General features: G+C 68.8%; 8 protein-coding genes. 3 read left to right on the top strand and 5 right to left on the bottom strand.

The window, feature by feature from the left end; all coding sequences use genetic code 11:
- Nucleotides 1-14: 14 nt before the first annotated feature.
- Nucleotides 15-728 (bottom strand): TIGR03089 family protein, encoded by a 714-nt coding sequence (locus ACFWPX_RS06605; protein WP_378916844.1) that lies wholly within the window; start codon nt 726-728, stop codon nt 15-17.
- 3 nt (nt 729-731) lie between these two features.
- Entirely contained in the window at nt 732-2,153 is a 1,422-nt protein-coding gene (locus ACFWPX_RS06600; protein WP_378926573.1) for an LCP family protein, read from the bottom strand.
- A gap of 226 nt (nt 2,154-2,379) precedes the next feature.
- Here ACFWPX_RS06600 and rfbD point away from each other — a divergent pair, with 226 nt between their 5' ends.
- The 3 genes from rfbD to ACFWPX_RS06585 are packed head-to-tail and all read left to right on the top strand — an operon-like array spanning nt 2,380 to nt 5,263.
- Complete coding sequence (gene rfbD / locus ACFWPX_RS06595; RefSeq protein ID WP_378926513.1) at nt 2,380-3,231, top strand: dTDP-4-dehydrorhamnose reductase; 852 nt, start codon at nt 2,380-2,382, stop codon at nt 3,229-3,231.
- An 11-nt stretch (nt 3,232-3,242) separates the two neighbouring features.
- Nucleotides 3,243-4,148, top strand: coding sequence for a glycosyltransferase family 2 protein (locus ACFWPX_RS06590; protein ID WP_378916848.1), 906 nt, complete (start codon nt 3,243-3,245; stop codon nt 4,146-4,148).
- A gap of 35 nt (nt 4,149-4,183) precedes the next feature.
- Complete coding sequence (locus ACFWPX_RS06585; protein WP_378916851.1) at nt 4,184-5,263, top strand: sugar phosphate nucleotidyltransferase; 1,080 nt, start codon at nt 4,184-4,186, stop codon at nt 5,261-5,263.
- 59 nt (nt 5,264-5,322) lie between these two features.
- On the opposite strand, the gene ACFWPX_RS06580 is transcribed toward ACFWPX_RS06585, so the two are convergent.
- The 3 genes from ACFWPX_RS06580 to ACFWPX_RS06570 all read right to left on the bottom strand — a co-directional run bounded on the left by ACFWPX_RS06580 (nt 5,323) and on the right by ACFWPX_RS06570 (nt 12,280).
- Nucleotides 5,323-6,900 carry a carboxylesterase/lipase family protein gene (locus ACFWPX_RS06580; protein ID WP_378916854.1) on the bottom strand — a complete coding sequence of 526 codons (1,578 nt, stop codon included), beginning with the start codon at nt 6,898-6,900 and terminating at the stop codon, nt 5,323-5,325.
- Between the two features lie 296 nt (nt 6,901-7,196).
- A complete protein-coding gene (locus ACFWPX_RS06575) occupies nt 7,197-10,940 on the bottom strand; it encodes an ABC transporter ATP-binding protein (protein ID WP_378926512.1) in 3,744 nt (1,247 codons plus the stop codon).
- The gene (locus ACFWPX_RS06570) at nt 10,937-12,280 is read right to left on the bottom strand and encodes an LLM class flavin-dependent oxidoreductase (RefSeq protein ID WP_378926511.1); all 1,344 of its coding nucleotides are present in this window, start codon (nt 12,278-12,280) and stop codon (nt 10,937-10,939) included. Before ACFWPX_RS06570 ends, ACFWPX_RS06575 begins: the two co-directional genes overlap by 4 nt.
- Nucleotides 12,281-12,286: the final 6 nt, after the last annotated feature.

Below are 12,286 nucleotides of genomic sequence, written 5' to 3'. Positions count from 1 at the left end.
TACCTGGGTAGGAGCTAGCGCCGGACGGTCACCTTCTCGGTGACGACCCGATGGTCGACACCGGCCGGATCGGGATTGACGACCTGCACCAGCGACGCCCCGGCGAACAACACCGCGACGAACCCGTCGATCAGTTCCTCCACCGTGTCCCACGGCGTACTCGACAGCACCCGGTCACCGGCGGAGAACCCTTGCAGCGCGGCGGACTTCCGAGACATGGTCAGCACTTCGTTCACCGAGAGGCCGTCGATCGCGGCCCGGAATCCACCGGGCAGGAACTGATCACCGTGCACGCGCACCGCGGTCGCGAAATCGGTGACCCCGACCGGCAGATCACGCACCGGTGTCCCCATCGCGTCCAGCGACAGCACCGCCACCTCGCCGACACCGTCGGCGTCGTCGAGCCGGTCGGGCGTGACCAGCGCGAGGTCGGCATCGGGATCGGGCGTGAGCACCACTTCGGTTCCCGCCCACCAGCATCCCAGCAGCACTGCGGCGGTCTGCCAGTGCGCGGGCAACAGCACCGCGACCCTGGCGCCGGGGGTGAGCGCGAATTCGTCGCGGATCAGGTTCGCGGTCTTGGCGGCCCAGTTGGCCAATGTCAGCCCGGACAGTTCGATCCGGGCGCCGGTGGCGTCGTCGTACCAGGTGACGCGTGGTCCGGCGGGATCGCGTTCGAGAATCGGGTCGAGGAGGGCGTCGGTCAGCGTCGAATTCGGCTCACGCATGGGTCAATTCACACATTTCGGTCCGTTCTGGCCTGCGTCGATCGGCGGGGCGGGCGGTATCGGTGTCGCGGTCGCCGAGGATGTCGCGTCGAGATCGAACATGCCTGCCGCGGCCGAGCCCGGACCAGAATAGTCGCTCGCCAGGACCACGCTCACTGTATCCGCCGACACTGTCGCATCGGCGACCACCGTCAGGCCACCGAGCGCCTCGGCGACCGCCGCCGCCTTCGGGTCGGCGGCATCGGCGGCCAGCACGCGGCTCGAGCTGACGCTGCCGCCGGTGTAGTTGCCGATCGTGCCTTCCCGGAATCCCTTGCCGGTCAGAGCCGCCGACACCTTGCCCGCGAGCCCGGTGGCGCCACCCGCGTTGAGCACGCTCACCGTCACCGTCGAGGTGTCGATCTTCGGCGCGGCCTCTTCCTCGGTCTTCTCCTCCCCCACCAGGCCTGCGACGAAACTCTGCACCGTCTTCGGGTCGACCTTGACCACCGACTCCCCCGCCGAGGTCATGCTGTTGAGATCGGAGACGGGGATGGTCTCGAATTCCACCTTGCCGCCGGACAGATCCTTGAGCTGCTGCAGAAAGGCCAGTACGTCCCAGTCCTCGTCGAGCACGACGGTGCGCCCGACCGCCTCGCTGATCTCGCTGAGCTTGCCCGGATTGGCGAGAGTCTTGGCATTGAGCAGCTGGCCGACCAGCTGTGCCATGAACACCTGCTGGCGCACGATCCGGTCGATGTCACCGCGTTCGAGATCATGGCGCTGACGCACGAAGCTCAGTGCCTCCTGGCCGTCCAGACGCTGGCGGCCCGCCGGGAAGTCCGCGCCCGACATCGGTTCGTCCACCGCCTGATTCAGGCACACCTCGACCCCGCCGACCGAGTCGGTGAGCAGCACGAAGCCGAGCAGGCTCACCTCGGCGTAGTGGTCGACGGTGATGCCGGTCAGGTTGGCCACCGCTTTGATGAGGGCCTGCCTGCCCGCTTTGGTCGACGCCTTTTCGGCGTCGGCTTCGGATTTGCCCTCGGCGAGCAGCTCCGCGCGTTCGGTCTCCTTGGTCGAGCCGTAGGCGGAGTTGATCTTGGCTTTGCCCTGACCGCCGCCGACATCGACGTAGGAATCGCGCGGAATGGAGATCGCGGTGGCCGAGCGGCCGTCGTTCGGGACACGGATCAGCACGATGGTGTCGGTATTGGTGCCCACCTCGTCGCCCGCGTGCAGCATGGCGCGTTCGGCTTTGGTGAGCGGGTTGCCGTGCGCGTCGGTGCGGCTGTCGACACCGACGAGCAGGATGTCGACGGCGCCGTCGCGACCACCGCCGAGGCCGAGGCCACCGATCCGGTCGATATTGGCGATCAGGTTGTCGACACTGCGCCAGGCGAATCCGGTCAGTGCCAGGACAAGCACCGCCGAGATCGCCACCATCAGTTTCGCTGGACCGAAGGTGCCCGCAGGCGCGCTGACCGGTCTAGTCGACTCTCGCACTCGTGCATCCTCTCGACGAACTCCGCGCCCGGTCAGCTCTTCCCCCCGGCAAACACCACCTTGTCGTCAGCCCGGGCTCGTCCGCGGACACCGGCCATCACAGGCTAACCAACAGTTACCACACTCGGGCCCAACCGCAGGTGCTCCGGCGTGCCAGACTGGCCGCGTGAACGCCGATTTCCCCGCCCCCGCTCAGCTGATCGTAACCGGCGCACGTGGTCTGCTGGGGCGACAGATCCTGCGCCTGGCACCGGATGCGCGTGGCTTCGGGCGGGCCGACCTCGACATCACCGACCGGGGCGCCGTCGACGCCGTCCTCACACCGGGCGCCGTGGTGATCAACTGCGCTGCCTACACCTCGGTGGACGCCGCCGAAACCGACGTCGAGGCCGCCTTCGCCGCCAATGCGACCGGACCGGCCGTGCTCGCGGCCGCCTGCGCCGCGGCGGGCGCGCGGCTGATCCACGTGTCCACCGACTATGTCTTCCCCGGGACCGCGACGACGCCGTACGAACCCGGCGACCCGACCGGACCGGCCACGGTCTACGGGCAGTCCAAGCTCACCGGTGAGCGGGCCGTGCTCGAACTGGGCGCACACGTCGTGCGCACCGCGTGGGTGTACGCCGGTGTCGAGGGGGATTTCGTCGCGACGATGCGCAGGCTGGAAGCCGAACGCGACACCGTCACCGTGGTGAACGACCAGCTCGGCTCCCCGACCAGCGCCGCCGACCTCGCCGCCGCGCTCCTGGAATTGAGCACCCGCCCCGACGCACCCCGTGTGCTGCACGCCACCAATTCCGGCACCGCCACCTGGTTCGACCTCGCCGCGGCGATTTTCACCGACCTCGGCGCCGACCCGAACCGGGTACTGCCGTGCGCCTCCAGTGAATTCCCCAGACCCGCACCGCGCCCGGCGTATTCGGTGCTGTCCCCCTCGGCCTGGAACGCGGCAGGCCTCACCCCGCTTCGCTCCTGGCGTATCGCACTCACCGACGCACTGCGCCGGTTGTCCGACTAGGCTCCGCAGTCGTGAACGCAGCAGACGCAGCCGATTCTCCAGCCCCCGCCGGCCTTGCCGTGGTCACGGTGACTTATTCACCGGGTGAGCACCTCGAGCACTTCATCACCACCCTTGCCGACGCGACCAGCGAGAAGCCGCAGGTGATCCTGGCCGACAACGGCTCGACCGACGGCGTCCCCGAACTCGTCGCCGAGGCCAACTCGCACGTGACGCTGCTGCACACCGGCGGCAATATCGGCTACGGCGGTGCCATCAACCGGGCCGTCGCCGAGATCGATCCGTCGATCGAATTCGTGATCCTGGCCAATCCGGACATCCGCTGGGGCGTCGATTCCATCGACAAGATGCTCGAGGCGGCGAAGCGCTGGCCGCGCGCGGGCGCTTTCGGGCCGATGGTCCGTGAGCCCGACGGCAGCATCTACCCCTCCGCACGCCGGGTCCCCGGCCTCGCCGACGGTGCCGGGCACGCGATCCTCGGCTCGGTCTGGCCGAAGAACCCCTGGTCGGTGCGCTACCGCCAGGAGAACGAGGAGATCTCCGAGCGGGTGGTCGGCTGGCTGTCGGGCTCGTGCCTGCTGGTGCGCCGCGCCGCGTTCGACACCATCGACGGTTTCGACTCGCGCTACTTCATGTACATGGAGGACGTGGACTTCGGTGACCGCATGGGCAAGGCGGGCTGGCACAATGTATTCGTCCCGGACGCCGAGGTGACCCATGCCAAGGGCCACGCCGCGGGCAAGCATCCGGAATTGATGCTGCCCGCCCACCACGCCAGCGCCTACCGCTTCCAGGCGGACCGGCATCCGCACTGGTGGCAGGCACCGTTGCGGGGCGCGTTGCGGGCCGGACTTGCGGTTCGCTCCAAGATTGCGGTTCGATCGGCGCTGCGTGAGCAAGCGCGAACCGGAGCCTGAGTAGGCACCGGTCCACTGTGAACAGGGGAAACTCGATGGCAGGCAATGCAGGCACCGACGCGGTCATTCTCGTCGGCGGACAGGGCACGCGGCTGCGTCCGCTCACCCTCTCGGCGCCCAAGCCCATGCTGCCGACGGCCGGGCTGCCGTTCCTGACCCACCTGCTGGCCAGGATCGCCGAGGCCGGGATCACCCACGTGGTGCTCGGCACCTCCTTCAAGGCCGAGGTCTTCGAAGAGCACTTCGGTGACGGCTCCGAACTGGGCCTGGACCTGGAGTACGTGACCGAGACCGAACCGCTCGGCACCGGCGGCGGTATCCGCAATGTGCTGCCCAAGCTGCGCGCGGACAACGTGATGGTGTTCAACGGCGACGTGCTCGGCGGCACCGACCTGGGTGCGATCCTCGACACCCACGAGTCGACCAACGCCGACGTCACCCTGCACCTGGTCCGGGTCAGCGACCCGCGCGCGTTCGGCTGCGTGCCGACCGACGAGGACGGCCGCGTCACCGCGTTCCTGGAGAAGACCCAGGATCCGCCGACCGATCAGATCAACGCGGGTTGCTATGTGTTCCGCCGCGAATACATCGAGAAGATCCCCACCGGCCGTCCGGTCTCGGTGGAACGCGAGGTCTTCCCGGCGCTGCTGGCCGAGGGCGCCCGCGTCCAGGGCCACGTCGACGCCTCCTACTGGCGCGACATGGGCACCCCGGAGGACTTCGTGCGCGGCTCCGCGGACCTGGTCCGCGGTATCGCACCTTCTCCCGCGCTGCCCGGCCAGCGCGGCGAGTCCCTCGTCCATCCCGGCGCGGGTGTGGCACCGGGTGCGCTGCTCATCGGTGGGACCGTGGTCGGGCGCGGCGCCGAGATCGGCGCGGGCGCGCGACTGGACGGCGCGGTGATCTTCGACGGCGCGGTGGTCGAGGCGGGCGCGACCGTCGAACGCTCCATCATCGGCTTCGGTGCCCGCATCGGCCCCCGCGCGCTGGTTCGCGACGGTGTGATCGGCGACGGCGCCAATGTCGGCGCCCGCTGCGAACTCCTGCGTGGCGCTCGCGTGTGGCCCGGCGTGGTCATCCCCGACGGCGGCATCCGCTTCTCCACCGACGTCTGATCCACACGACGCCGGGTCACCGCCGAGACTCTCGGTCGGTGGCCCGGCGTTGTGCTGTTTCAGCTGAAGCCGACGGCCTGGTCGCCCCAGGCGAGGTGCAGGTCGGCGTCGGGGTTGTCCACGACGCGGTCGATCGTGTCGATGAGCAAGGTGGTGCGGGCGGCGGGGCGGTAGTGGGGCCAGTGTTTGGAGCCGTCGATGGCGGCGGGGACACTGTGTTCGGCGAAGGCCAGCCAGCGGCGCTGCATGCGGCCCGAGACCGCGACCGACGCTTTGCGCCCGCCGAGCCAGAAGGTGGGGTCGTGATTGAAGGTGCCGAAATTGCCGAAGACATAAGGCAATTCGGTGGCATGACCGGCTCCGACCCTGGCCGCCTTCAACATCGGGGTTGCGTAGTCGAAGCGGTACATCCAGGTCGGCGAATGCTGGGCATGTCCCTCGGCGACCCAGGCCGCGGGCATCCGGAAGGCCGCGTCGGTCGACATCGCCAGTGCCCCACGGGTTTTGGTGAGATCGGGGTAGGCCGAGGTGATCTCGGCGATCCGCTCCGGCGACATCTCGGGATGCGAGGCGGCGACGTCGCGCAGCATCGCGTTCACCGCGTCGGGCGTCACCGGCATGATCGGTGAGCGCAGCACCCGAAACAGCGACGCCTCATCACGATTGGTGCCGATCAGCAACGGCACACGATGCGACAGACCTTGCTGGAACCGGTCGATCGGGTAGCCCGGCAACAGATTTCCGTCGACGACCGGCGCCGCGGCGAGCCTGCCCGGTTCCTTGATCGGCACCTCGTCCAGCAGCACCGCACCGATCTCGACGAGCTGTTCGATCGGCAACTCGAGCAACCGATTCGCCTCGCCCGGCCCGAGTTCGAGCAGCTCCAGATAACGCTGTCCGACGACCGCGGCCCGCTCCTGCCCGAAAACCGTGGTGGCGGGCGGACTCTGGACGATCGCCTTGTGGAACAGCCCGCCCGCGACGGGCGAGGTGAGCAGTGCGGTCACGCATCCCGCGCCCGAGGACTCACCGAAGAGGGTCACATTGCCCGGGTCGCCGCCGAACGCGGCGATATTGTCGCGCACCCACGCGAGCGCGGCGAGCAGATCGTGCAGGCCGAGGTTGGCGGTGAACTGCTCGCCGAACGAGGACAGATCGAGAAACCCGAGCACCCCGAGTCGATAGTTCACCGAGACGACCACCACGTCGCCCGCCTCGGCCAGCTTGCGCCCGTCGTAGATGGACTGGGCGGCGGTGCCGAGGCAGTAGGCGCCGCCGTGCACCCAGACCATCACCGGGCGCGGTTCGTCGTCGCTCGGCTCGGGCCGCGGCGACCAGACATTGACCCACAGACAGTCCTCGCCCATCTGCAGGTCGGAATCCACCGGCACCATCGCGCCCATGGCCTGCGGTGCGATATCACCGAAGACCACGCAGTCGCGCACCCCGTCCCAGGGCTTCGGGCGCTGCGGCTCGGCGAATCGAGCGGGTCCGGCGGGTGCGGCGGCATAGGGAATGCTCCGCCATACCGCGACCGGCCCGTCCCAGGTTCCACTGACCTTGCCGTATTCGGTTTCTGCCAGCGGGTCGGCATCGTGGGCTCGCGCGTCCGGATCGAAATCGGGCTGAATGCTCATCGCACACCTCCTAGCCGGCTCGACCGCACGGGTGCCTGTGTATTTGCTCCCGCTGGTCGCAGCACCTGGTGACTCCTTACGAGAGTACGTGCGCACCGCCCGAACACGCGCCCTACGCGCCATTTCCGCAGGTAACAGTTACTCCGCGGTACATGAGAAGCCCCCGTTTCGCGGCGTCACACGGCGGTCACGACGCGGATTCGGCGACGAATGCCGACCCTTTTCTGCCCCCGGAAAGTCCGAGGTCGGCTGCCATCCGGACCTCCCCCACCCGAGGGCAGCCGACCTCGCGCCGGTTAGCTGGAAATACGCTGAGTTTCGTCGCCGACATAGGCGGCCCACAGTCGCTGATACGGACCGTCGACGCCGACCAGCTCGGCGTGGGCGCCGACCTGCACCAGCTTGCCCGCGCCGACCACCGCGATCAGATCGGCGTCGGCGGCGGTGGCGAGCCGATGCGCGACGACGATCGTGGTGCGGCCCGTGGTCAGTACGTCCACCGCGGCGCGCACGCGTGCCTCGGTGGCCAGATCCAGCGAGGCAGTGGCCTCGTCGAGGATGAGGATGTCGGGGTCGATCAGCTGCGCCCTGGCCAGCGCGAGCAGCTGACGCTGCCCGGCCGACAGACTGCGGCCGTGCGCACCGATCGGCTGGTAGTAGCCGTGTTCGAGCGCCGCGATCATCTCGTGTGCCCCGACTGCGCGTGCGGCCCACTCGATCTCGGCGGGCTCGGCCTCGGGATTGCCGTAGGCGATGGCCTCGCGCACGGTGTCGCCGAACAGGAACGGCTCCTGCGGGACGACACCGAGGCGTTTGCGGAACTCGCGCAGCCGGAACCGGCGGATGTCGACACCGTCGACGAGCACCGCGCCCTCGGTCGGGTCGTAGTACCTGGCGAGCAGCTTGACCAGGGTCGACTTGCCCGCGCCGGTCTCACCCACCAGCGCGACCTTCTGGCCGGGCTCGATTCGCAGGTCGATCCCGTCGAGTACGGTGCGTGCCCGCGAGGAGTACCCGAAGCTCACCGAGCGCAGTTCGATCGCTCCGTCGAGGCTGGTCACCGGGAGTGGATCGGCGGCCTCCGGTGTGTCGACGGGGGTGCGCAGCAGCTCGCCGATGCGGTCGACACCGACCACTGCCTGCTGATAGCTGTCGAACACCTGCGAGAGCTGCTGGATCGGGGCGAACAGCAATTCGATGTAGAGCAGGAACGCGATGAGCGTGCCCGCGGTGAGCACGTCATCTCGGACCTGGTGCACACCGACGGCGAGCACCGCGGCCGTGGCGATCACCGACATCAGTTCGATGCACGGGAAGAACACCGCCATCAGCACCTGTGAGCGCAGCCGCGCGTTGCGGTAGGCCCACGACCGGCGTTCGAATTCCGCCTGATTCACCGACTCCCGGCGGAACGCCTGGGTGACGGTGATGTTGTCGACGTTCTCCTGCAGATAGGCGTTGACCGCGCTGACGCGCTCCCTGGCCAGGTTGTACGCGGGCACCGACGCGCGCCGGAATGCCACCGTCGCCACGCCGAGCACCGGCAGCAGCACGAGGACGACCACGGCCAGCCCGGCGTCGATCACCAGCAGCGCCGCGACCACACCCGCGATGGTGACCGTGCTGGTGAGCGCGGTGGCCAGGCCGGTCTGCAGAAACGCCGACAGCCCGTCCACGTCGGTGGTCATCCTGGTCATGATCCGGCCGCCGAGCTCGCGCTCGTAGTACTGCAGGCCGAGGCGTTGCAGGTGGGCGAAGGTCTTGACGCGCAGCCCGTAGAGCAGCCGCTCGCCGACCCGCCCGGTGACCCGCACCTGGGCGACACTGATCGCCCAGTCCACCACCACGACCATGATCGCCAGTGCGGCCGCGCCGATCACCACCTCGCGCGCACCGGCCAGCACACCGTGGTCGATGCCGTAGCGCACCAGGAACGGGATCAGCACCTGGGCGATGGCATCGAGTCCGACCAGGCCCAGCCCGGCGAGCAGCGGCCAGGTGAACGGGCGCAGCAGTCGCGGCAGGGAGAACGCGGTGTCGGGGGTGTGCGAGAACGACCGGTCGACCTCGGGTTCCCCGGATACCGGTGGCAGCCGGTCGAGCAGCGCGACGACATCGCCGTTGGGTGGCGCTCCCGCCATCATGCCCCCGCCCGGACCCGCGGGCGCACCCGCCGACCTGCGCGCGAACGCCTTGGCCAGGTGTTCCATCGTGCGGTCGTCGTCGGAGTCGACTTCCGGTGCCACCCACAGCTCTTCGGTGGCCACGCGGCTGGTGTCGCGGTGCGGATCGGCGCCGATGCCGACAACCTCCGGCGGGGTGAACAGGGCACGGAACAGCTCACCGGACCGCTGCAGTTCACGCAGCGTGCCCAGTTCGGCGACGCGGCCGCTGTCGAGGACCGCGACCCGATCGGCGAGCGACAGGGTCGAGATCCGGTGCGCGACGACGATGGTCGTGCGCGTGCGGAGTTCGGCCCCGATCCGCTGGAAGATCTGTTCTTCCACCTGGGCGTCGATGGCCGAGGTGGCGTCGTCGAGCACCAGCACCGGCGCCTCGGTGAGCAGTGCGCGGGCGAGCGCGATGCGCTGGCGCTGTCCGCCCGAGAGTCGTTGTCCGCGTTCGCCGATGGTGGTGTCGATACCCTGCGGCAGGGCGGTGACGAACTCGTCGGCGGCGGCGAGATACAGCGCGTGCCAGACCTGTTCGTCGCTCGCTTCGGGTCTGCCGTAGGCGACGTTGGCCCGGATCGAGTCGGCCATCAGGTGCGTGTCCTCGAAGACCATCGCCACCCGCGCGCGCGGGTCGGGCAGCTCGCGCAGGTCGACATCGTCGAAAAGCACCGCACCCGAATCCGGTTCGAGCAGCGCGGGCAGCAGCGACACCAGGATCGTCTTGCCGCTGCCCGCCCCGCCCGTGATGGCGATGGTCTCACCCGAGCCGACGCGCAGATCGAGGCCGTCCAGGATCGGGGTGTCGCCGAAACCGAAACTGACCGAATCGAATTCGATCGACGGCGGCTCGGCGACTTCGACCCCGTCACGCGCGTCGGTGCCTCGCATCCCCGCCGCACCAGGCACCGCGCCCGCATCGTCGGGCGCTTCGATCACCTCGCGCACCCGGTCCAGCGAGGCCTTGCCCTGCTGGCTCACGGTGAGCAACATCGAGAACTGGCGCACCGGCCCGACGAACGCGCTCAGATAAGTCATGAACGCGAGAAATGTTCCGAGCGTGATGGATTGGCGCAGTGCGAGCAACCCGCCGACGATCAGGATCAGCGCCTGACCCGCCGCGGGCACCGCCTGCACGACCGGAGTGAACCGGCTGGTGATCCGGGCGACCCGCAACCGCGAGCGGTAGAGCACGCGCGCCCGCGCACTCAGCTGGTCCAGCTCGTACTGTTCCTGCCCGAAGCCCTTCACCACGCGCACACCGGCCACCGCGGCATCGACCTGCATCGCCACCTCGGCGGCGCGCGCCTGCGCGTCCCAGTTCGCGGGGAACAGCTGACGCTGACTGCGCCGGGTGACGATCCACAGCCCCGGCAGCACTACCAGCGCGATCACGGTGAGCGCGGGCGACATCACCGTCATCAGCACGAGCACCGCGAGCAGCAGCGCCACATTGCCCGCGATCATCGGGATGAGCTGCAGGAACATCTGAATCAACGTGACATCGGTGATCGCCCGGCTCACCACCTGCCCGGTGCGCAACTGCGCCTGCTCGCGCCCGTTGAGCCGTAGCAGCGCGGCGAACAGGTCTCGGCGCAGGTCGTGTTGCACGCCCAGCGACAGTTCGGAGGAGGCCACCCGGCGCGCGTACGACGACCCGAACCTGGCCGCGCCGATCACCAGCAACAGCACCACCCACGGCGTCACCGAGGCCGCGGTGGCGCTGAGTGTGTCGACCACATGCCGCACGACCAGCGGCAGCGCCGCGGTGAGCAGCGCCGCCGCCAGTGCACCGGTGTAGCTGATGACCACCAGTCGCCGGTGCTCGAGACAGCGGCGGGTCAGGTAGCGGATCCAGTCCGATCTCATCGGGCGGCCACGAGCACGTCCGCGTCGTCGAACTGGTTCGCCGGTCGCGCGAGACCGTAGTGGCCACGCAGCGTGGTCTCGGTGTATTCGGTGCGGAACAGGCCGCGCGCCTGCAGGATCGGGACCACCTCGTCGACGAAGCGTTCCAGACCCGATGGCAGCACCGCGGGCATGATGTTGAAGCCGTCGGCAGCGCCCTGACGGAACCAGTCCTCGATGGCATCGGCCACCTGGAGCGCGGTACCCGCGAAGGTGCGGTGCCCGCGACCGCCACCGAGCCGGGCGATCAGCTCACGCACCGTGAGCCGTTCGCGCCGGGCCAGATTCACGATCAGCGTGAAGCGGCTCTTGGCGCCTTCGATGTCGTCCTCGGTGGGCAGGTCCTCTGGCAGTTCGCTGTCGAGATCGAGCTCGTCGATGGGCAGCTTGAAACGCTCCGCGAGCTGCTTGCGCGCGTACTCGGGCGAGATCAGCCGGGCCAGTTCGACATCGAGCGCCTTGGCCTCCTCCTCGGTGTCGCCGATGATCGGGACGATGCCGGGCAGGATCTTGATGGATTCCGGGTCGCGACCCGCGGCGACAGCGCGCGCCTTGAGGTCGGTGTAGAAGGCCTTGGCGTCGTCGAGTGTCTGCTGCGCGGTGAACACGGCTTCGGCGTAGCGGGCGGCGAATTCCTTGCCGTCCTCCGACGATCCGGCCTGCACCAGCAGCGGATATCCCTGCGGGGAACGCGGCAGGTTCAGCGGGCCGTCCACCCGGAAGTGCTCGCCGTGGTGCAGGATCTTGCGCACCTTCGAGGCATCGGTGTGGATGCCGAGTTCCTTGTCGGCCAGGATGGCGTCGTCATCCCAGCTGTCCCACAGTTTCGTTGCCACATCAACGAATTCGGCGGCCTTCTCGTAGCGCAGCCGGTGGTCGGGGGTGTCGTCGAGACCGAAGTTGCGGGCCGCGTCGGCGCCCGCGGTGGTGACGATGTTCCAGCCCGCCCTGCCGTTACTGGCCCAATCCACCGAGGCGAACCGGCGGGCGAGGTTGTAGGGGTCGTTGTAGCTGGTGGAGGCCGTGGCGATGAGGCCGATTCGGCTGGTCTGCACGGCGACCGCGGTCAGGATCACGGTCGGCTCCAGCTTGCCGCTGGGCCGACGACCCGGATCACCCATCAGCACCGGGCTGTCGGCGAAGAAGATCGAATCGAGTTTGCCGCGCTCGGCGGTCTGCGCGAGCTTGACGTAGTAGTCGATGTCGGTGTGGGCGTGCGGGTCACTCTCGGGCAGCCGCCAAGCCGCCTCGTGGTGGCCGACCGACATCAGAAAAGCGTTGAGGTGCAGATGTTTCGACATGAGAAG

The organism is Nocardia sp. NPDC058518, from assembly GCF_042719655.1.
Lineage (GTDB): Bacteria > Actinomycetota > Actinomycetes > Mycobacteriales > Mycobacteriaceae > Nocardia.
Note: the sequence above shows the minus strand (reverse complement) of the source record. Positions and strands in the feature narration are given on the sequence as shown.

Coding starts and splice junctions, on each gene's coding strand:
- ACFWPX_RS06605 (WP_378916844.1), bottom strand. CDS start 728: ATGCGTGAGCCGAATTCGACGCTGACCGACGCCCTCCTCGACCCGATT.
- ACFWPX_RS06600 (WP_378926573.1), bottom strand. CDS start 2,153: ATGGTGGCGATCTCGGCGGTGCTTGTCCTGGCACTGACCGGATTCGCC.
- ACFWPX_RS06585 (WP_378916851.1), top strand. CDS start 4,184: ATGGCAGGCAATGCAGGCACCGACGCGGTCATTCTCGTCGGCGGACAG.
- ACFWPX_RS06580 (WP_378916854.1), bottom strand. CDS start 6,900: ATGAGCATTCAGCCCGATTTCGATCCGGACGCGCGAGCCCACGATGCC.
- ACFWPX_RS06575 (WP_378926512.1), bottom strand. CDS start 10,940: ATGAGATCGGACTGGATCCGCTACCTGACCCGCCGCTGTCTCGAGCAC.
- ACFWPX_RS06570 (WP_378926511.1), bottom strand. CDS start 12,280: ATGTCGAAACATCTGCACCTCAACGCTTTTCTGATGTCGGTCGGCCAC.